General features: G+C 71.6%; 18 protein-coding genes. 12 read left to right on the top strand and 6 right to left on the bottom strand.

The window, feature by feature from the left end; all coding sequences use genetic code 11:
- Nucleotides 1-12: 12 nt before the first annotated feature.
- Nucleotides 13-1,743, bottom strand: coding sequence for an RICIN domain-containing protein (locus LV78_RS22815; RefSeq protein WP_253847645.1), 1,731 nt, complete (start codon nt 1,741-1,743; stop codon nt 13-15).
- A gap of 638 nt (nt 1,744-2,381) precedes the next feature.
- Here LV78_RS22815 and LV78_RS22820 point away from each other — a divergent pair.
- Entirely contained in the window at nt 2,382-2,720 is a 339-nt protein-coding gene (locus LV78_RS22820; protein WP_253847646.1) for a nitroreductase/quinone reductase family protein, read from the top strand.
- A gap of 593 nt (nt 2,721-3,313) precedes the next feature.
- Nucleotides 3,314-3,454 (top strand): hypothetical protein, encoded by a 141-nt coding sequence (locus LV78_RS22825; RefSeq protein WP_253847647.1) that lies wholly within the window; start codon nt 3,314-3,316, stop codon nt 3,452-3,454.
- Between the two features lie 49 nt (nt 3,455-3,503).
- On the opposite strand, the gene LV78_RS22830 is transcribed toward LV78_RS22825, so the two are convergent.
- Together LV78_RS22830 and LV78_RS22835 are read right to left on the bottom strand one after the other, a co-directional pair.
- A complete protein-coding gene (locus LV78_RS22830; RefSeq protein WP_253847648.1) occupies nt 3,504-4,067 on the bottom strand; it encodes a hypothetical protein in 564 nt (187 codons plus the stop codon).
- 411 nt (nt 4,068-4,478) lie between these two features.
- On the bottom strand, nt 4,479-5,810 hold the full coding sequence (locus LV78_RS22835; protein ID WP_253847649.1) for an aspartate aminotransferase family protein: 1,332 nt from the start codon (nt 5,808-5,810) through the stop codon (nt 4,479-4,481).
- Nucleotides 5,811-5,895: 85 nt separating this feature from the next.
- Between LV78_RS22835 and LV78_RS22840 the strand changes: the two genes are divergently transcribed.
- Nucleotides 5,896-6,798 (top strand): LysR family transcriptional regulator, encoded by a 903-nt coding sequence (locus LV78_RS22840; protein WP_253847650.1) that lies wholly within the window; start codon nt 5,896-5,898, stop codon nt 6,796-6,798.
- Between the two features lie 185 nt (nt 6,799-6,983).
- Here the strand turns inward: LV78_RS22840 and LV78_RS22845 are convergent, their stop codons facing one another.
- Nucleotides 6,984-7,670, bottom strand: coding sequence for a GOLPH3/VPS74 family protein (locus LV78_RS22845; protein WP_253847651.1), 687 nt, complete (start codon nt 7,668-7,670; stop codon nt 6,984-6,986).
- A gap of 47 nt (nt 7,671-7,717) precedes the next feature.
- Between LV78_RS22845 and LV78_RS22850 the strand changes: the two genes are divergently transcribed.
- Nucleotides 7,718-8,551 carry a sugar phosphate isomerase/epimerase family protein gene (locus LV78_RS22850; protein ID WP_253847652.1) on the top strand — a complete coding sequence of 278 codons (834 nt, stop codon included), beginning with the start codon at nt 7,718-7,720 and terminating at the stop codon, nt 8,549-8,551.
- Here the strand turns inward: LV78_RS22850 and LV78_RS22855 are convergent.
- Nucleotides 8,548-9,681 carry a glycerate kinase gene (locus tag LV78_RS22855; RefSeq protein WP_253847653.1) on the bottom strand — a complete coding sequence of 378 codons (1,134 nt, stop codon included), beginning with the start codon at nt 9,679-9,681 and terminating at the stop codon, nt 8,548-8,550. The two genes, LV78_RS22850 and LV78_RS22855, sit on opposite strands and share 4 nt — an antisense overlap.
- Nucleotides 9,682-9,837: 156 nt before the next feature.
- Between LV78_RS22855 and LV78_RS22860 the strand changes: the two genes are divergently transcribed.
- Genes LV78_RS22860 through LV78_RS41715 form a run of 3 tightly spaced genes read left to right on the top strand, consistent with a single transcriptional unit; the run spans nt 9,838 to nt 12,808 of the window.
- A complete protein-coding gene (locus LV78_RS22860) occupies nt 9,838-11,010 on the top strand; it encodes a DUF6807 domain-containing protein (protein WP_253847654.1) in 1,173 nt (390 codons plus the stop codon).
- Nucleotides 11,007-11,726 (top strand): cupin domain-containing protein, encoded by a 720-nt coding sequence (locus LV78_RS22865; protein ID WP_253847655.1) that lies wholly within the window; start codon nt 11,007-11,009, stop codon nt 11,724-11,726. The genes LV78_RS22860 and LV78_RS22865 overlap by 4 nt, the downstream gene beginning before the upstream one ends.
- Nucleotides 11,723-12,808: a Gfo/Idh/MocA family protein gene (locus LV78_RS41715; protein WP_253847656.1), complete on the top strand. Its 1,086-nt coding sequence runs from the start codon at nt 11,723-11,725 to the stop codon at nt 12,806-12,808. The genes LV78_RS22865 and LV78_RS41715 overlap by 4 nt, the downstream gene beginning before the upstream one ends.
- Nucleotides 12,809-12,999: 191 nt before the next feature.
- Here the strand turns inward: LV78_RS41715 and LV78_RS22875 are convergent, their stop codons facing one another.
- On the bottom strand, nt 13,000-13,665 hold the full coding sequence (locus LV78_RS22875; RefSeq protein WP_253847657.1) for an Atu4866 domain-containing protein: 666 nt from the start codon (nt 13,663-13,665) through the stop codon (nt 13,000-13,002).
- 548 nt (nt 13,666-14,213) lie between these two features.
- On the opposite strand from LV78_RS22875, the gene LV78_RS42070 reads away from it, so the two are divergent.
- The 5 genes from LV78_RS42070 to LV78_RS22900 all read left to right on the top strand — a co-directional run bounded on the left by LV78_RS42070 (nt 14,214) and on the right by LV78_RS22900 (nt 18,925).
- On the top strand, nt 14,214-16,091 hold the full coding sequence (locus LV78_RS42070) for a sensor histidine kinase (RefSeq protein WP_372494985.1): 1,878 nt from the start codon (nt 14,214-14,216) through the stop codon (nt 16,089-16,091).
- Between the two features lie 102 nt (nt 16,092-16,193).
- Nucleotides 16,194-16,613 carry a roadblock/LC7 domain-containing protein gene (locus tag LV78_RS22885; protein ID WP_253847658.1) on the top strand — a complete coding sequence of 140 codons (420 nt, stop codon included), beginning with the start codon at nt 16,194-16,196 and terminating at the stop codon, nt 16,611-16,613.
- On the top strand, nt 16,610-17,011 hold the full coding sequence (locus LV78_RS22890; protein WP_253847659.1) for a DUF742 domain-containing protein: 402 nt from the start codon (nt 16,610-16,612) through the stop codon (nt 17,009-17,011). The genes LV78_RS22885 and LV78_RS22890 overlap by 4 nt, the downstream gene beginning before the upstream one ends.
- Nucleotides 16,992-17,600: a GTP-binding protein gene (locus tag LV78_RS22895; RefSeq protein ID WP_253847660.1), complete on the top strand. Its 609-nt coding sequence runs from the start codon at nt 16,992-16,994 to the stop codon at nt 17,598-17,600. Before LV78_RS22890 ends, LV78_RS22895 begins: the two co-directional genes overlap by 20 nt.
- Nucleotides 17,597-18,925 (top strand): cytochrome P450, encoded by a 1,329-nt coding sequence (locus tag LV78_RS22900; RefSeq protein ID WP_253847661.1) that lies wholly within the window; start codon nt 17,597-17,599, stop codon nt 18,923-18,925. Before LV78_RS22895 ends, LV78_RS22900 begins: the two co-directional genes overlap by 4 nt.
- Nucleotides 18,926-19,174: the final 249 nt, after the last annotated feature.

Below are 19,174 nucleotides of genomic sequence, written 5' to 3' on the forward strand. Positions count from 1 at the left end.
TGGACGTCGTGACTACGGGTTGACCACCTTGCCGCCGAAGCTCACGACCAGCCGCCCGTCCGAGGCGAACGACCAGGTCAGCTTGCCGGAGTAGGCGGAGCACTTCGAGCCGTTCGAGCCCGACCAGAACTGGTTGGACGAGTCCGCGTCGCCGACCGTCCGGTCCTTGCTGCCACCGCTGCTGTAGCAGGACACGTTGTTGCGGAACACCGACGTGCCACCGTCGAAGTTGAAGTTCCGCTCGGTGCTGTCGATGCCCACGTTGTTCGACATGGTGATCTTGCCGAGGTTGCGGTTGTAGGTGAAGCCGTGCTTGCCGTTGTCGTAGGCGATGGTCCGCTGGACCACGTGGTTCACCGCGATGTCCTCACCGCCCAGCTTGAAGCCGTTGCGGTCGCCGTTGCCCGCCTGCGAGCCGTCGCTCAGCGTGCCGTTGCCGTACGCCAGCGAGTCCTCGATCGTCACCGCGCCGATGGGACCGGTGTCGGTCTTGGTGTACAGGTCCCACCCGTCATCGATGTTGTTGTGGGAGACGGTGTAGCGGAACACGTTGCCCGGCCCCGAGGTGAGCTTCGCGGCGAACCCGTCGGCGTCCTCGCCGTCCGAGTCGGCGTTGTCGTGCGACTCGGAGCTGAGGATCAGGTTGTTCGACGGCCACTGGTCCTTCGGCGTGCTGGACAGCTCCCGCGACAGCTGCAAGCCGCTGTCCCGGTTGAACCGGGTCACGGTGCGCTCGACGACGTTGTTGCTGCCGCTGATGAAGATCCCGTTGTCACCGGCGCGCTCCACGACGATGCCGCGCACGTGCCAGTACGACGCGTTCAGCGCCAGCCCCCGGTTGGCCGGGTCCTCGCTCTGCGCCGAGAAGTTCAGCACCGGGGTCTCACCCGAGTAGGCGAACAGCTGGGTGCGCTTGCTCGCCGTGCCGTTGCGGCCCTGCGGGATCGCCACCGTGCTGGAGAACCGGTACGTGCCACCGCGCAGGTAGATCGTCCCACCGGACGCGACGCGCGAGATCGCCGAGGTGAGCGTCGTCGGCGCGGCCTCGGTGCCCGCCGCGCCGTCGCTGCCGCTGGGTGAGGCGTAGATCGCCGAACCGCTCGGCGGCGGCGTCGTGGTCGTCACCGGCGGCTTGGTGGTCGTGGTCGTGCTGCCGCCACCGGTGGTGGTGGTCGTCGGCTGCCCGCCACCGGCAGGGGTGAACCCCCACTGCTTGGAGGCCGCGCTGTCGCACGAGTTCGTCTGCACTGCGGCGCCCGCCGTCGTGGCGTTGTCCTTGGTGTTCATGCACTTGTCCGCGTTCGGGTTGACCACCCGGTGGTTCGAGCCGCTCTCGGTGAACGACCACACCTGCCCGGCCGCGCCGGAGCACGACTGCTGCTGGATCGCCTTGCCCGCGCTCGTCGCCGACCCGGCCACCCCGACGCACAGCCCGGTGGCCACGGAGGTGATCCGGAACCCGCCGCTGACCGCCGTCAACGCCCACTTCTGGCTGTCAGCGCCGGTGCACGCCTGCAACTGCAACTGCGCGTCCGCCGCCGCACCGGGCGAGCCGAGGCACAGCCCGCTGCCACCGTTGGTCACGGTGTAAGTCCCCGCGCCCACCGCCGCGCTCGCGGGTTGAGCGGACGGCCAGAGCAGCAACCCGCCCGCGAGCGTCACCACCGTGGCCGCGGCAGCGACCCCGGCGGTGCGCGCCCCACGCGCCCGCCCGGCCCCCGCCGGATTCACCTGCACACCCATCACGACCTCGTTCCACAACCGTCGGCGACGGAGAGCGCGAATGCGCACCCCGTGTTCCAGCGCATTTCCTCCCACCTCCGCGATAAACCGGACCTGCGCTCGTGGGAAAACCTCCCGACGGGCCGTGCTGACTGGTTCGCGGCAGTGGTGGGCAGGGCGAACACGTTGCCTCCCAGGCACTTCCTCAAGTCTTGGGGTGGGAACCCGCTGTGCTGCCGGATGTTAGGAGGCTGTTCGGAACCGGTCAATAAGGGACTTTCGGTCGAACGCGGGAGTCGAAAAAACTCGAACGAATCGAACGGCCAGTTCACCGCCCCTGCGTTTGATCAACAAACGATCCCCGGGAGAGTGTGAAGAATGTTCCCCGATCAAGCATGTGAACAGATTTGTCCGCTGCCGGTCACGCATGTGAACGGCGTCACCGCACCCGAGCGTCCTCGCCCTCACCAGGGGCGGCAAGCTCCGGTTCCGCTCAGGTACGCGCCCAGGTACCTAGGGGTGATCAACTGAGAGCGCCGCCAACCGCTTTCTCCCACTTCGGTCCACCGCCCCGGCGCACCCGGTGAACGGCGCTACCTTCGACCGGGAAGAAACCATTTCCCTTTGGGGGCAGGGTGACCAAGCAAGATCGTCTGCCGATGCGCTTCGTGACCGGCTTCAACAAACTGGTCCTGCGCCTGCGCGCGTCCCGCCGCTGGGGCGGCGCGGTCCGCAAGCGCATCACCATCGTCACCTACACGGGCCGCCGCTCCGGCCGCACGTTCACCGCACCGGTCGGCTACGTCCGCACCGGCGACACCGTGGTGATCAAGGTGATGATGCCGGACCGCAAGTCGTGGTGGCGCAACTTCACCGGAGACGGCGGCCACCTGTTGCTGGAGCTCGACGGCGCCAACCGACCCGGCCACGCGACCGCCCGCCGAGCGGCCAAAGGTCCGGTCGAGGTGACCGTGCACCTGGACGACGCCCAGCACTGACCGGCCCGACCCGCTCTCCGGCCGTTCCGGACCGGGGTTGCGAGGTCCCTGACCGGTGTTCCAGCTGTGTTCGCCCTGCCCGTGCAGGCGGCGTGGTCGTGCAGCCACCGCAGATCCAGCACGGTCTGGGCGAGGCAGGTCGGGGCACGGGTTCCGGTACGTGTTCCACGTCGTCGGCGTTCGGCAGACGGGCCAGGTGTCGGGGCCAGCGCCCGAGGGGTGTCGAGGTTGGCAGGAGATGGGGATCAGGTTGGAAGGGGGCACGCCTGGTTTGCTGCGCGTACAGCACGATCCGATGCCCACCCTTGTGGAAAGCGGCCGTGCGATGGGCGTGGGCAACCAGGGTTCGGTCGTCTGCCACTGATCTGCGCCTGTTCATGGTGATGCTGACTTGCGTCTGACGACAGGCGTGGTTGGCCGGCCTGGTTCTTCGACCCCGCCGACAACCGGTCGTCGCCGTGGTTGGTGGTGGGCTCAACGTGGTTCCAGGGCAACGAGACTATGCCATCGCCGCAGCTTGGTGAGGGGCTGCTATCGGGTGCACCCGATAGCAGCCCGCCTCCGAGGGCTGGCCGTTCAGCGCACTCCCGGGAGTGCTTGTCGCGGACTGGGCGTTCACGCTGGCTGGGTTCAGCGATCACTGGCTCGGCTCCGCGCTGCTGTTCGGCTCGCCCTTCTCGCGCGCTCCCGGAGGGCTGACCGTCCTCGCCGAGGCGGTCGGACTCGGGTGGTGACGAGGGCGCCCTCGTCACCACGTCGGGTTCGACCCGTTCGGCTCGGTGGTCAGGACTTCGCGTCGCGCGCTGCCTGCACCTCCCGACGCACCTCCTCACTGAGCTCTTCCATCCGCTGGATCTCCGTGGCCAGGGTCGGGTCCTGGTCGCGGACCGCTTCTTGTGCGGCCAGCAGGGGAGGAAGCAGCTCGGCGGTGTCGTCGTAGGTGATGAGGGCGTGCCGCACCACCATGTCGAACTGCCCGGCCTGGCTGGCCAGATCGCGCAGTTCGACCGAGTTGGTGCGCGCCCACTTGGCCACCGCGCGCTCGGACGCGCGGCGGTCCCGTTCGGCTCGGACCCGGCCCTCGGCCGTCGAGTCAGGTCCGGCCTCCCGCAGGCGCAGGTAGCGGCGCTCAGCTGCTTGGCGACTGGCCAGACCCAGCGCCAGGGCCAGTTCCGCCCAGCTGATGCCCGCGTCCCGCGCCGCGGCGATGAGCTCCGGTTCCCACTGAGCCAGCTCCTCGCGCAGTTCACGCAGGCTGACCAGGGCGTCCAACACCCGCGTGGCGTCGCCGTCCTCGATACCGCTGATGACCGCGTCGCGGATCGACTCGTAGTCTCCGGTTCCCATGGATGTCATCGTAGTGACGACAATCGGGGTTGTCAACGGGGTGATGACGCCGTATTGTTGGTGCCACGACGTGGCGTCGCCACGGGTTCGCGGAGCTGGGAGAGGGGAGGGTGCGGTTGAGAGTAGGGGTTGTCCGACCGGTTCGCTCGTGCGGTGAACGGGTCGTCGCGCTCCTGGGAGGTCCGGTCGGGTCGGTCTTCTCCACGGGGCGGCGCGCTGAGCGCGGACGCGGGTGAGCCCGGCCGGTCGGGTCGGCGGGGCTCGTCGCGCACCGGGCTCGGTGTGTTGGCCGAACCCGGTGCGTCTGGTTGAGGCGGTTGACGGGCCTTGTGCTTAGTGGCCTTCTGCTTGGGGTGAGCCCCGTGCTGTTGGCTGGTGGAGCGCGTGGCCTGCTTAGCGGAGGACTGCGGGTTAGGCGGACTTGCCCTTGGTCACGTCGGTCAGCGCCTGGTCCAGGATGTCCAGGCCCAGGGCCAGTTCGTCCTCGGTCGCGGTGAGCGGCGGGGCCATCCGGAAGACGCCGCCCATGCCGGGCAGCTGCACGATGTTCATGTGCAGGCCCAGTGTCAGGCAGCGGCGGGTGACTGCGGCACCCAGTTCGTCCGAGCCCTGCTTGGTGTTCCGGTCGGCCACCAGTTCCAGGCCGACCAGCAGGCCTCGGCCGCGGATGTCGCCGACCACCTCGTGCTCGTCCGCGAGGCGGTCGAGGCCGGTGCGGAGCTGGTCGCCGAGCTTGGTCGCGCGGTTGGCCAGGTCGTCGCGTTCGAGCACGTCCAGCACGGTGTTGCCCACGGCCGCGACCAGCGGGTCGGAGACGTGGGTGGTGAAGAACAGGTAACCGCGTTCGTGGGCGCGCTCCTCGATCTCGGCGCTGGTGATCACCGCGGCCAGCGGTAGGCCTGCGCCCAGGGTCTTGGAGAGCGTCAGGATGTCGGGGACGACCCCGTCGCGCTCGAACGCGTACCAGGTGCCCGTGCGGCACAGGCCGGTCTGGGCCTCGTCCAGGATCAGGAGCATGCCGCGTTCGCGGCACTTCTCCTGGAGGGCGGCGAAGTAGCCGGGTGGGGGTTCCAGGACGCCGCCCGACGACAGGATCGGTTCGACCAGGCAGGCCGCGAGGCTGCCGGTGGACTGGGCGTCGATCAGGTCGAAGCCGAAGTCCAGCTGGCGGCGCCAGTCCAGAGTGCCGTCCGGGGTGGTGAAGTCCGGGCGGTAGGTGTTCGGGGAAGGAAGGGCGAAGTTGCCGGGTGCTGCGGGGCCGTAGCCCTTGCGGCCCGCGCTGTAGGTGGCGCCTGCGGCGCCTTGGGTCATGCCGTGCCACGAGCGGGCGAACGAGACGATCTCGTGCTTGCCCGTGGCGAGCTTGGCCAGGCGCAGGGCGGCCTCGTTGGACTCCGCGCCGGTGGTCAGAAGTTGGACCTTCTGCAGCGGGTCCGGGAGGGTGCCTGCGAGGCGTCGGGCCAGGTCGACCACCGGTCGGCTGAGCATTCCGCTGAACAGGTGGTCCAGCGTGCCGACCTGTCGGCGCACCGTCTCGACGACCTCGGGGTGGGAGTGGCCGAGGATGGCGCTCATCTGGCCGGACGTGAAGTCCAGGATGCGGCGGCCGTTCTCGGTGCGCAGGAAGCTGCCCTCTGCGCTGCTGATGATCTCCGGGGTGAACGTCCCGCCGTAGCGGACCAGGTGGCGGTCCACGTCGGACCAGAAGGCGGGGTCCGTCGAGTCGCTGTGCGCAGTGGCCATGACGTGAAGCTACGACCGGGTGAGCATCGGGTCCATCTCATGATTTCGACTGTCCTGTTCGGTGTGGCCGAACAAGAATGGAGGTGTGCTGAATCCGTGGCGGCTGCGGTTGCTGAGCCAGCTGGAGAGCCTGGGCACCGTGCGCGCGGTCGCTGAGGCGGCTTCGCTGAGCGCGTCGACGGTGTCCCAGCAGTTGTCGGTGCTGGAGGCCGAGACGCGCACCCGGTTGCTGGAGCGGACCGGGCGGCGGGTGCGGTTGACGTCGGCGGGGCAGCTGTTGGCGCGTCGGGCGCGGGAGATCCTCGATCACATGGACACCGTGGAGGCCGAGCTGCTCGGGGTCGGTGGGGAACCTGCCGGGCTCGTGCGGGTGGGCACGTTCCAGAGCGGGATCCACACGCTCGCGGTGCCCGCTGTGCTCCAGCTGGCGCGTTCGCACCCGCATCTGCAGGTCGAGCTGCTGGAGCTGGAGCCGCACGAGAGCCTGCGCGCGTTGCGGGTCGGGGACGCTGATCTGGTCATCACGACGGCGGACTTCGTGGAGGTTCCGCTGGGGCCTGATCTGGACGTGGTGGTGCTGGCGGTTGATCCGGTGGTGCTGGTCCTGCCGCAGCACCGGGGTGGGCGAGGGCCGGTGGATCTTGCGGCGTTCGCGGATGAGCCGTGGGCGCTGGACGTGCCGGGGTCCTACATGGCGAACCTGACGACGCGGTTGTGCCGTCAGGCCGGGTTCGAGCCTCGGGTGGCGTGCCGGTTCAGCAACTACCTGATGACGCTCCAGCACGTGGAGGCCGGGTTGTCGGTGGCGTTGCTGCCTGCGCTGGCGGTGGACGAGCGGTATCGGTTGGTCGGGCGTGAGCTGGTGCCTGCGGTGACGCGCACGATCACCGCGGTGGTGCGCAGGGGTGCTCGGCGGCCTACCGGGGTTGATCTTGTGCTGGAGACCTTGCGGCGGTTGCCCACGCCGCCGGGGATTTCCAGGCCGTAAGGGCTGTGTGCGCTGTGCGGGCCGTGGGGTCGGGGCCGTACGGGCCTTGGGGTGCCGGGGTGCCGGGGTGCCGGGGGGCCGGAGTGCTGGGGTGCCGGAGTGCTGGAGGTGGCTGGGGGAACTCGGTGGGCTGGTGTTTGCGGGTGTGGAATCGGTGGAGTGGGGATGGAGGTGGTGAGAGGGGGTTAGCTGGTTGCTGCTACGGCGGTGGCGGTTGCCACTGCTGCTGCGGCTACCGCGCCTGCGGTTGCGGTGGCTACTGCGAGGGTTACCGCTGAGGCTGCCCAGTTGCCGGATTCGATGTGCTTGGCGCGTTGGGCGACCTTGGACGACCAGGTCAGGGGTGGGCGCAGGGCGGGGAGGGTGCCGCTTGCGGAGAGCAGGGCGATCAGGGCTCCCGTTCGGGTGTCTGCGGGGTGGTCGTCCTCCAGGGTGGCGCGGATCTTGGTGCGCAGGTCCGCCTCGTGCTCGGGGGCGTTGCTGGGCAGGCGCGTGGTGCGGAACAGGCCCAGGACTCGTTTGTTCTCGGTGCGGATCAGGTCGCGCTCGATCAGGCGGTTGATCACGGGCTTGTACAGGCCTGCGCCGATCTCCAGCAGGACCGACTGGGCTCGTCCGGTGCGCTGGGCGATCTGCTCGTGCGCGGTGCGCAGGAGGGGGTCTTCCAGGTCTTGGGGGCCGGTGGCGGTGACCTTCGGGCCGCCGAGGCCCTCGGTGCCTTCGATGATCTTGACTCGGTCGCGCAGCGCCAGTTCGACCAGCAGGGCTCCGCCCAGGGAGTAGTGCATGGTGCCTGCTCCGGACATGGCGCCCGTTTCGTCGTCTAGCAGCAGGAGCATCAGGTCTTCGACGATCAGCGGGGTGGGTTCCACGAGGCTTCGCCTTTCCTGCGGGGTGGGGTTGGGAACCATGGGAAACCATGCCGTTGGGGCACACTCAAGGGGGTGCGGCGGTCGGGTTTTGTGGGGGTGTGGTGGTGAGCGGGTGGCGGTTCGCGGTCAGCACGTTGGGGGCTCCGGGGGTTCCGGTTCGGGAGAGCGCGCGGGTTGCGGCTGAGCACGGGTGTCGTGGGCTGGAGATCCGGGTGCACCCCGATGAGGAAGTGCGGGTGGGGATGACGGCTGCTCGGGCTGCTCGGGTGCGGGAGGAGGTTGTGGGGGTCGGGGTTGAGATCGCTTGTCTTGCCGGGTACGTGAAGGTTTGCGCGCCGGGTGGGGCTGTGGTTGACGAGTTGCGGGCGTTGGTCGAGTTGGCTGGTGTGCTTGGTGCGCCTGCGGTTCGGGTTTTTCCCGGTGGGGTCGACGGTGGTGATGGTGCTGCCGTTGAGCGGATCGGGGCGGTGTTGCCTGAGTTGCGGGACGCCGGGGTTCGGTTGTTGGTGGAGACGCACGACTCGCACGCGACCGGGGCGGCCGCGTTGCGGTTGGTCGAGCCGTTCGGGGAGCCGGGGGCGGTTGCGGTGCTGTGGGACGCGGTGCACCCGTGGCGGGGTGGGGAGTCGCCTGGGCGGACCCGTGCCGTGCTCGGGGAGTACCTGGGGTACTTCCAGGTCAAGGACGTTGAACCCGGTGGGCCCACGCCGGTTCCGCCTGGGGCGGGGGCGGTGCCGCTCGAGGAGTGCGGGCGGGTGCTTCGGGACTGGTCCGGGTGGGTGTCGTTGGAGTGGGAGCGCGCCTGGTACCCGGAGATCGCTCCGTTGCCGGTGCCGTTGCGCGCGGCTGCCGAGTGGTTCGAGGTCTGGCGGCCCCGTTAGAGGGGGAAGGTCCGGCCGATGCGCTCGCCCAGGCGTTCCAGCAGGGGGGCGGCTTCGGTGTGGCAGCGGGACAGGTCTGGTTCCAGGTCGGTCAGGGCGAACGCTGCGGTGAAGCCTGCTCCGGTCAGCTCGGTGGTGGTCAGGGTGCAGCTGCCCGCTGCTGCGATCACTCGCGCTCCTGCTGCCCGTGCTGCTGCTGCGACGCCTGCGGGGGCTTTGCCGTGCAGTGTTTGGTGGTCGACCCGGCCTTCGCCTGCGATGACCAGGCTCGCGTTCCGCAGTGCGGTGGTCAGGTCGGTCAGCTCCAGCACCAGGGTGATGCCTGAGCGCATCCGTGCTCCGCACGCCAGCAGGGCGAAGCCCGTGCCACCGGCTGCGCCTGCGCCTGGCAGGTCGCGGGCGGGACGGCCCGTTGCCTGCTCCAGCAGGTCTGCCCAGCGGGTCAGGGATGTGTCCAGCTCGGTCGTCAGCGCCGCGTCCGCGCCTTTTTGGGGGCCGTAGACCGCTGCTGCGCCGTGTGGGCCCAGGAGGGGGTTGTCCACGTCGCAGGCCACTTCGACGTCCGCGTCGCGCAGGGCGGGGTGCAGGGTGGAGAGGTCCAGTGAGCGGACCTCGGACAGGGGGGAGGTCGTGCCGTCCAGCGGGGTGCCGTGGCGGTCCAGGAGGCGTGCGCCCAGGGCGATGAGCAGGCCTGCGCCGCCGTCCGTGGTGGCGCTGCCGCCCAGGCCCACGACGATCCTGCGGTGGCCCGCGTTCAAGGCTGCCGCGATCAGGTGGCCGGTGCCCAGGGTTGTTGCGGCTCTTGCGCGGTTGGGGGACACCGGGACGTCCGCTATCCCGGCCAGGCCTGATGACTCGGCCAGTTCTACCGCTGCCGTGTCGGCGCTGGTGGCGTAGCGGGTGGTCACCGGGCGGCCCAGGGCGTCCGCGGACGGTGCGTGGACCTCGGTGAAGCCCGCGCCCAGCAGGGCGTCCAGGGTGCCCTCGCCGCCGTCCGCCACCGGGTGCTCGACGACGTGCGCGCCCGTGCGGCGCAGGCCCCGCGCCAGTGCCGACGTGGCCGCGCGTGCGGTCAGCGAGCCCTTGAACGAGTCCAGTGCCACGACCACGTGGTTGCGCTGCGGGTCCACCCTGTCATGGGAAGTGGTGCCGCAGGGCTTGTCAAGGGTTGCCGCAGGTGTGGGTGGGTGAGGGTTGACGGGGTGTCGGGTGGGGGCGTTAGTGTCGGAAAGCGCTTTCCGGTACGAGGCGCGGTCGGCGCGCCACCGAGGAGAGGTGGTGGGCGTGTGAGCTGGTTCGCCCTGCGGCATGACGTCGGGGTCGCGGTGACCGTTCTTGCCGGGGATGTCGAGCTGGCTCGGTACGAGTACGCGCCCGGCACGCCGCAGCTCGAGTCGCCGAAGCCGTTCCTGCACCCGGTGCGCACTCGGGGCGGGCGGTTGGTGAGCCTGTTCCGGCCGCATGACCACGTGTGGCACAAGGGGATCGCGTGGTCGTTGCCGCACGTCGGGGAGCACAACTTCTGGGGTGGGCCGACCTACCTGCGTGGTCGGGGGTACGCGCAGTTGGACAACAACGGTGCGCAGGTTCACCGGCGGGTCGTCGGGATCGGGGCTTGTGGGGATCGGGTGCTCGGGGACCGGCTGTCCGGGGAAGGGCTGTCCGGGAACGAGGTGCTCGGGGACGGGGTGCTCGGGGGCGGGGCAGCTGAGGGCGGGGCGGCTGGGGACGGGGTGCTTGGAGGCGCGGTAGCTGGAGGCGGGGCGGCTGGAGGCGCGGCAGTTGGGGACGCGGCAGTTGGGGACGGGGCAGTTGGGGATGGGGCGGCTGGGGGCAGCGTGCGCGGGGATGGGGCGCGTGGGGACGGCGTGCGCGGGGATGGGGCGGGTGGGGGCGGGGTTCGGTTCGCGCACGAGTTGGAGTGGGTTGCGCAGGACGGGCGGGGTGTTGTCGCCGAGGTGCGCGTGCTCACCGCTGTTCCGCTGGGGGAGCTGGGGTGGGCGCTCATCTTCGACACCACGATGACCAACACCTCCGGGGGTGGGCTGGTGTTCGGGTCGCCCACCACCAACGGGCGGGAGAACGCCGGGTACGGCGGGTTGTTCTGGCGTGGGCCTCGGGCGTTCACCGGGGGGAGCGTGATCACGTCCGATGGGGTCGGGGGGGACGAGTTGCGCGGGTGGCGGGGGGAGTGGATGGCGTTCTGCGGCAAGCACGACGGGGACGGTGGGGAGTCGTTGGTGCTCGTCGTCGACCACGTGGGCAACCCGCACCACCCGCCGCGGTGGTTCACCCGGTCCGAGAGCTTCGCCTGCTTGAACCCGGCTCCGTTCTTCAGCGAGGAGCTCGTGGTGGGGGACGGGGAGAGCGTTCGGTTCCGTTACGGGGTGGGGATCGCGGATGGGGGCGCGGGTGGTGCGGGGGTGCTCGCGGAGGCGGTTCGCGGGGTGCTCGGGTGAGCTTTCCCGGTGGTGCTTCCCTGTCGTGGCTGGACGTTTACCCGGACGTGGCGCCGGACGGGCTTGGTGGTGGCAGTCCGCACGTGCACTTGGTGTCCACCGAGTGCTACACCGTGGTCGCGGGTGAGGGGGAGTTGCACACCGCTGGGCCCGGTGGGGTCGAGGTGGCGCCGTTGCGGGCCGGGGTCGTCGTCTGGTTCGAGCCGGGGGTGATCCACCGGGCGGTCAACCTCGGTGGGCTTCGGGTTGTGGTGATCATGAGCAACGCGGGGTTGCCCGAGGCCGGGGACGCGGTCATGACGTTCCCGCCTGACGTGCTCGCCGATCCGGAGCGGTACCGGGAGGCGGCCGTGCTGCCGCAGCGGGGGCGTGCCGAGGCCGCTGCCCGGCGGCGGGACTTGGCGGTGGAGGGGTTCTTGCCCATCCGGGACGCATTGCGCGCGGGCGATTCCGGGCCGTTGCGGGACTTCCACGCCGCGGCTGCCGCACTGGTTCGAGACCGCGCCGTCGGATGGGGGGAGGTCGTGCGGGACGGGCCGCTCCGGCTGGCCGAGCAGGCACGGGGGAGGGCTCGGGATCTGTCCGCCGGAACCGCCTCGCACCTGGAGCGCGCGACCGTGCGGCGCGCGCGTGGACCGCAGGAGCCGGTGTTCGGCATGTGCGGACTGCTGCGCCCGATCGACACCCGGAACGAACCTCGTGAGGAGCAGCCGTGACCCGCACCTGCGCCATCGTCGGCACCGGGGCCATCGCCGACGTGCACGCCCGGTCCATCGCCGAGCTGGGCGACCGCGCTCGGCTGGTCGGCGTGGTCGACCTGCTCCCCGAGCGGGCCGTCGGGTTCGGCGCGCGGTGGGGGGTTCCCGCGCACCCGGACCTGGCCGCGCTGCTCGACGCGCACCGGCCCGACCTGGTGCACCTGTGCACCCCGCCGGGTAGTCACCTGCCGCTCGCGCTGGAGGTGCTGCGGGCCGGTGCGATCCCGGTGGTGGAGAAGCCGCCCGTGCTGTCGTTGGCCGAGTTCGACGAGTTGCGCCGGGCCGAGGTGGAGACCGGGCTGCCCGTGGTGACGGTGTTCCAGCACCGGTTCGGCTCCGGCGCGGTCCGGTTGCGCGAGCTCGTCGCGCGGGGGGCGCTGGGGAGGCCGCTGCTGGCTGCGGCGCACACCCTGTGGTTCCGCGATGACGACTACTTCGCCGTGCCGTGGCGCGGGAAGTGGGCGGTGGAGGGGGGTGGGCCGACCATGGGGCACGGCATCCACCAGTTCGACCTGATGCTGTCGGTGCTGGGGCCGTGGAGCAGCGTCACGGCCGTCGCGGCGCGGCAGGCTCGGCCCACCGACACCGAGGACGTGTCCGCCGCGATCGTGCGGTTCGAGTCGGGGGCGGTCGCGACCGTGGTCAACTCGGTGGTGTCGCCCAGGCAGACCAGTCAGCTGCGGTTCGACTTCGAGCTGGCGACCGTCGAGCTGGAGCACCTGTACGGGTACTCGGACGCGGACTGGAGCCTCACGCCCGCGCCCGGTGCGGCTGACCTGGCCGAGGTGTGGGCCGGTGGGCCCCCTGACACGCCCAGTGGGCACACCGCCCAGTTCACCGCGCTGGTGGACGCCCTGGACGGTGGGGGGCGACCGCCGGTGGACAGCGCGGACACCCGGTTGACGGTGGAGCTGATCGCGGCGATCTACGCGTCCGCGTTCACCGGGGCGGTGGTTCGGCGGGGGGAGATCGGTGCGGGGCATCCGTTCCACGCGGACATGACCGGTGGACGGGAACCCTGGCCGCGTTGGGAGCGGTGAGGGGCGGGCGGGAGCTGAGTGGCGGGGCGCGTGGGGCGGGCGCGCGGGGAGAGCTGAGTGGTGGGGCGTGCGGGGGGCTGAGAGGGGCGGGAACTGAGTGGTGGGCTGAGAGGGACGGGAGCGGAGTGGTGGGGTGAGGGGCGGGCGGGAGCGCGGCGGTGTGGGCGGAGCGGTGAGGGTTGCGCGGGTGGTCAGCGGCGGAACGTGAAGTGCGCGTGGTGCAGTACGTCGTCCTCGAAGGTGCCGTAGGCCCAGAAGCCCAGGTCGTCGCGGTAGGCGATGTGGTCGTGCGCCAGCCAGAACGAGCCCCGGTAGGCGTCCCGGACGCCGTTGCGGGCCTCGGTGTAGCGGCCGTCCGGGGTGAGGTCCTGCACCACGTCCTGGGGCTCGTCGGTCCACGTGCCCAGGTGCGGGCTCGACTCCGCGCGGACCGGTGTCGGCGCGCTCGGGGGAGGCGGGAGGAGTCTGCGGCCCGCCAGGAACGCGAAGTCGCCCTCCACGACCACCGCCGCGGCCCGGCGCGGCCACCAGATCACCGACTCCAGATCGGTCCCGCCGCGCACCAGGGCGAACGTGGCCGGGTTGCCCCTGGTGAGGGGGTGCAGGCGGTTCGCGTGCCGTCCGGGCAGGTCGACGCCGTCGGCCACCGCGGGCACGATCACCAGTCCGGCGCAGTCGACCACGTGCGCGCCGGGGTGGTCGGCGACGTCGACGCCGGTGATCGTGCCGCCCTCCACGAGCAGTCCGCCGGTGACGGCGCCGAGCGACGGGTCCAGGGTGTGCGTGGTGGCCCCGGTGAACAGCAGCGGGGTTCCGGAGCGGGCGCGGGTCGGCAGGTCCGTGGTCAGGGTGGCCATGCGCCCAGTGAACGGCGGGCGCGCCCCGGCAGGGAGGGTGCGTCCCTCCCTGGTTGCGGGTGGGCGGGGCTCGTGCGCGCGGGGGAACGTTCGGGGCGCAAACGACGCGGTCGCGTCGGGGATACGGCCTTTCGGGAAAAACTTTGAATCATTTTGCGAGAGCTGGCGCACATTAGCGGCGGGGGTTACCGGAAACGTGGTGAATGTCCGGAGCGGGGCTCGCGGCAGAGCGTAACGCTGTTGCGGTTGACCCGAAAGGGCTACTCACGTTCGTGAAAGCTGCTCGCGTTCACCTGGGAATTCTGCTCAGATTACGCCGAATGGACTACGTCAAACGGGGTGAGTGATGCGTCAAACGGGCTAGCGCAAGTGAATGTTCACCAGAAAGGCTTGACGCTCCAATTACGAATAGCGATGCTGACGGCGCTCCGCGAACGGAGCGGTATATCGAACACCCGGACTTCGGGGTCGGGTCGGGGCGCGTCATCGGACCGCGCCCGCCGCCCGCCCCTCTTGCCGACACCTCCGCCACCACGAGGAACCTGATCATGGCACCACGCACACCGGCCCCTCCGCGCGGGCCGCGACGGCCCTCGCCGTCGTCCGCGCTCGTCGTGCTCGCGATCGCGTTGATCAGCGGCGCGGCCGTGGTCGTCCTGGTGGTCGCGCTCACCGCGCCGCAGAGCGCCTCGCTCGTGGCCTGGTTCGGCGGGAGCGCGGTGCTGCTGCTCGCCTGCGCGCTCGCCGCGTGCTCCTACCAGCGCTCGGTGGCGGCGGCCAGCGCCGCGCACGCCGACGCCGTGCTGGCCGAGGCCACCGACCTCGTCGACAGGCTCGCCCCCGACGTCGTGCGCAAGCTCAGGGGCGGGGCCTCCGCGGAGAGCGCGCTCGCCCAGGTCGAGCAGCCGGAGAACGCCGACCACCGGCGGCTGCTGCGCGCGCTCGCCGAGGAGATCGGGCGCGGCGAGCGGATGCGCGCGGCCACCATGGCGGCCTGCGCCAACGCGGCGGGCCGGGTCCAGGCGCTCACCACGTCCATGCTCGCCGACCTGCGCGAGATGGAGGAGCAGCACAGCGAGGACGTGCTCGGCGACCTGCTCAAGCTCGACCACAGCACCGCGCAGGCCGGACGGCTCGCGGACAGCATCGCGGTCCTCACCGGCGCCCGCTCCGGCCGCCGCTGGACCAAGCCGATCGTCATGGAGAGCGTGCTGCGCGGCGCCATCGGCCGGGTCAGCGCCTACCAGCGGGTGCGCACCCACTCGGTCAGCTCCGTCGCCGTCGTCGGGTACGCCGCCGAGGGCGTCATGCACGCGCTCGCCGAGCTGATCGACAACGCCACCAGCTTCTCGCCGCCCTCCGAGCAGGTGCACGTGTACGTGGAGGAGGTGCACGCGGGCGTCGTCGTCACCATCGAGGACGGTGGGCTCGTCATGGGCGACCTGGCGCTGCGCCGCGCCGAGCAGGCGGTGTCCGCCGAGGCGCTCGACCTGACCGCGCTGTCCGGCACCCGGCTCGGGCTCGCCGTGGTCGGCTCGCTGGCCCGCAAGCACGGGCTGCGGGTGTCGTTCCGGCCGTCCTCGCGCGGGGGGACCGGGGTCGTGGTCATGATCCCCCGGACGCTGATCACCGAGGCGCGCAAGACCCCGACCTCGGCCAGGCGGCGCGTCGAGCGCGAGCCCGCCCTGGCCGCGGCGACGGCCGCGCCCGCCGAGCTGTCCGCGGCGCCCACGGCCTCGTCCGCCGCGCCGCCCGCCGTCCAGGAGCGCGCCTCGGACGGACCTCCGGAGCCGCCCGCACCGCGCCGCCGCAGGACCCCGTCCGAGTCGGCCGACCGGTTCGACCCGACGGCCTGGGAGTCCCGCAGGTTCGAGACGCCCCAGCAGTTCGAGGCGTCCTGGCGACCGGCCGAGCCCGCGTCGGACGAGTGGGCCGACGAGCCCCGGACCGCCGACGAGGACAGCCGGGACTTCCGGGACGAGGACTTCCGGGACGAGGACGACCGGGACTTCCCGGCCGACGACCTCGGGGACCACGAGTCCGACCCCTACGGCTCGCGCTCGGGCGACATCCGCCCGGCCGAGCTGACCAGCCTCATCGGGGCGGGCGGGCGGTTCGAGACCGCGCAGCTGTTCGACACCGGCGAGCGGTTCACCCCGCTCGCGTTCGACCAGCGCGACCAGGACCGGCACTCGGGCCAGGACGGGTTCGCGGCGGACGTCGAGGAGGACGTCGTGCCCGACGAGCCGACCGCCCCGCCCGTGCTGCCCCGGCGCAAGCGCGGCAGCACGCTCGCCTCCGCGGTCGACCGCGCGCCCCGCCCCGCCGCGAAGCCCGCCAGGGCGGGCTCGGACCTGGGCTCCCGGTTCGGCGCCTTCCGGGACGCCAGCCGGGGCAGGCACGTCGACCCGACCTGGCCGTCCTGACGCCCCCTGCCCAGGACGACCCCGGACAAGAACGCACCACCAGCACAGATAGGAGGCAGGAGTCCGGACCGGCACGCCAGGACCGGGGCTCCCGAAGCCATGATGAACACCACCGAACGCGACCTCGTCTGGCTGCTGGAGAACCTGCTGCAGCGCACCCCCGGCTCGCGGCACGCGCTCGTGCTCTCCAAGGACGGGCTCAAGCTCTCCCGCTCCGCCCGGCTCACCGTCGACCAGGCCGACCAGCTCGCCGCCATCGCCTCCGGGATGCAGAGCCTGGCCTACGGCGCGTCCATCGAGTTCGGCGACGGCACCGGCGGCGTGCGCACGTCGATGACCGAGTTCCACGGCGGCCTGCTGTTCATCGTCGAGGCCGGTCAGGGCGCGCACCTGGCCGTCATCGCCGGTGACGACGCCGACGCGGGCCAGGTCGGCCACAACATGAGCGAGCTGGTCGAGCAGCTCGGCGACCACATGAGCACACCGCCGCGCCAGGCCCCGCGCTCCACCAACCCGGCATGACGCGCCGCGCCCTCGACGGGGAGGACCCGGACCGGCTCTACACGGTCACCGGCGGGCGCAGCCGTGCCGACGCGACGAACCTGGACATCGTCACGCTCATCGTCACCGAGAGCGCGTCGGCGGGCGGGACCCAGTCGGAGCACGTCCGCATCCTGCGGCTGTGCAGGCGGCCCACCGCCGTCGTGGAGATCTCCGCGCACCTGCGCCTGCCGGTGAGCATCGTGCGCATCCTGCTGCAGGACCTCCTCGACGTCGGCGCGGTCACCGCCCGCCACCCGGCCGTGGTCGCGCCCGAGGAGCCGAGGGCCGCGTCCCTGCCCCGCCAGTCCCGCAGACACCCAGTCCTGCCCGATCCCGAACTGTTGAAGCAGGTGCTCGTTGGACTCCACAACCTCTGAGGCCCCGATCGAGCGGGCGCCGCTGCGCAGCACCGCCCACACCGGCCTGAAGATCGTGATCGTCGGCGGGTTCGGGGTGGGCAAGACGACGATGGTGCGCTCGGTCAGCGAGATCCGGCCGCTCAGCACCGAGGAGACCATGACGCAGGCCGGGGTCGGCGTGGACGACGCCACCGGCGTGCGCGACAAGTCCACGACGACCGTCGCCTTCGACTTCGGCCGGATCAGCCTCAACGACGAGCTGGTGCTGTACGTGTTCGGCGCGCCCGGCCAGGAGCGGTTCTGGTTCCTGTGGGACCAGCTGTTCGCGGGCGCGCTCGGCGCGGTCGTGCTGGTGGACACCCGCAGGCTCGCCGACTCCTGGTACGCCATCGACCGGCTGGAGCACCACGGCACGCCGTTCGTGGTGGCGCGCAACGACTTCGGCGGCCACCAGCACTCGCTGGAGGAGATCAGGGACGCGCTCGACCTCGCGCCGCACGTGCCGCTGCTGGACTGCGACGCCCGCGACCGGAGCTCCGGCAAGCAGGTCCTGATCTCCCTCGTCCAGCACCTCCACGCCCTCACGACCTCGGGGGAGCCCGCGTGACCGACCCGGCAGAGCACAGAGCGCGGCGCGGCAGGTTCGCGCCGCAGCAGCAGTCCCTGGTCCCGCCGCCGCAGCACGTCCAGCAGCACGGCCCGCCGCCACCGGGGTGCCCGGCGCACGCCAGGTCGGTGATCGCGCTGGAGGGCGTGCGGTTCCGCGAGCGGCCCGCCGAGGTCTACCGGGAGCTGCGCGCCCTGCACGGCCCGGTCGCCGAGGTGCGGCTGGAGGGCGACGTCCCGGCGTGGCTGGTCATGGGCTACCGGGAGCTGCACCACGTGCTGGTCAACGACCAGCTGTTCGCCAGGGACTCGCGGCGCTGGAACCAGTGGGACCGCATCCCGCCGGACTGGCCGCTGCTGCCGTTCATCGGCTACCAGAAGTCGATCATGTTCGCCGAGGGCGAGGAGCACCGCAGGCTCTCCGCCGTGTTCAGCGACGTCATCGGCGCGGTGGACCAGTTCGAGCTGAACGCGCAGGTCGAGCAGATCGCGGACCGGCTGATCGACGTGTTCGCGGTGACCGGCCAGGCCGACCTGAAGACCCAGTTCGCCGACCGCATCCCGGCGCTGGTCATCGCGAGGCTGTTCGGGATGAGCGACGAGGAGGCGGCCGGGTTCACCGCCGACCTCATGGAGTCGATCACCGGCGGTCCCGGCGCGCTCGCGGCGTTCGGGCGGACCGAGGACCGGCTGCGCGAGATCGCCCGCGACCGCGCCGCCTCGCCCGGCCACGACGTGGTGTCGTGGATGGCCGCGCACCACGCCGACCTCACCGAGGACGAGCTGGTCGCGAACCTGGTGGTCCTCATCGCCGCCTCGCACGTGCCGACCTCGACGTGGATCAGCAACACCCTGCGGCTGCTGCTGACCGACTCGCGGTTCGCGGTCACCCTGTCCGGCGGCAGGCGCAGCGTCCCGCAGGCGCTCAACGAGGTGCTGTGGGACGAGACGCCGATGCAGAACTTCGCCGGTCGCTGGGCCACCCGCGCCACGCTGCTCGGCGGCCAGCGCATCGAGGCCGGGGACATGATCGTCCTCGGGCTGGCGGCGGCGAACGCGGACCCGCAGGTGCGCCCCGGCTTCGGCAACGAGGGGCTGGGCAACCAGGCGCAGATGTCGTTCTCGCACGGGGAGCACCGCTGCCCGTACCCGGCGCCGCAGGTCGCGGAGATCATCGTCCGCGCGGCGGTCGAGGTGCTGCTCGACCGGCTGCCCGACGCGGTGCTGACCGTCGACCAGGACGAGCTGCGGTGGCAGCAGTCCGTGTGGGTGCGCGCGCTGGTGTCGCTGCCGGTGGAGTTCACGCCCTCGCACGTGGCGGGGTGAGGCTTCGCGCGGGCGCCCGGCACGGGGGCGGGGCGCCCGCGCGGGGGACGTGGTCCCGGATGACCGGCCGGGATCGCGGGACGGGGGTGGCCGAGGGCTCGCGGCCACCCCGGACGCGGTCCCCGCAGGCGCCCCTGCGGGGACCGCGGAGCCTCCCGGTTCGGGGACCGGGGGCGCGGGTCGGGCGCGCGGTGGGGGTGTGGAGCGCCCAGGGGCCACCGCGCGACCGCGCGCGCCGGGGCGGGGAGC

The organism is Actinosynnema pretiosum (genome assembly GCF_024171695.1).
Classification (GTDB): domain Bacteria; phylum Actinomycetota; class Actinomycetes; order Mycobacteriales; family Pseudonocardiaceae; genus Actinosynnema; species Actinosynnema pretiosum.

Bases quoted from the DNA above. Each gene is read 5' to 3' on its own strand.
- LV78_RS22815 (WP_253847645.1), bottom strand. From the start codon at position 1,743: ATGGGTGTGCAGGTGAATCCGGCGGGGGCCGGGCGGGCGCGTGGGGCG.
- LV78_RS22820 (WP_253847646.1), top strand. From the start codon at position 2,382: ATGCGCTTCGTGACCGGCTTCAACAAACTGGTCCTGCGCCTGCGCGCG.
- LV78_RS22830 (WP_253847648.1), bottom strand. From the start codon at position 4,067: ATGGGAACCGGAGACTACGAGTCGATCCGCGACGCGGTCATCAGCGGT.
- LV78_RS22835 (WP_253847649.1), bottom strand. From the start codon at position 5,810: ATGGCCACTGCGCACAGCGACTCGACGGACCCCGCCTTCTGGTCCGAC.
- LV78_RS22850 (WP_253847652.1), top strand. From the start codon at position 7,718: ATGCCGTTGGGGCACACTCAAGGGGGTGCGGCGGTCGGGTTTTGTGGG.
- LV78_RS22875 (WP_253847657.1), bottom strand. From the start codon at position 13,665: ATGGCCACCCTGACCACGGACCTGCCGACCCGCGCCCGCTCCGGAACC.
- LV78_RS42070 (WP_372494985.1), top strand. From the start codon at position 14,214: ATGGCACCACGCACACCGGCCCCTCCGCGCGGGCCGCGACGGCCCTCG.
- LV78_RS22885 (WP_253847658.1), top strand. From the start codon at position 16,194: ATGAACACCACCGAACGCGACCTCGTCTGGCTGCTGGAGAACCTGCTG.
- LV78_RS22890 (WP_253847659.1), top strand. From the start codon at position 16,610: ATGACGCGCCGCGCCCTCGACGGGGAGGACCCGGACCGGCTCTACACG.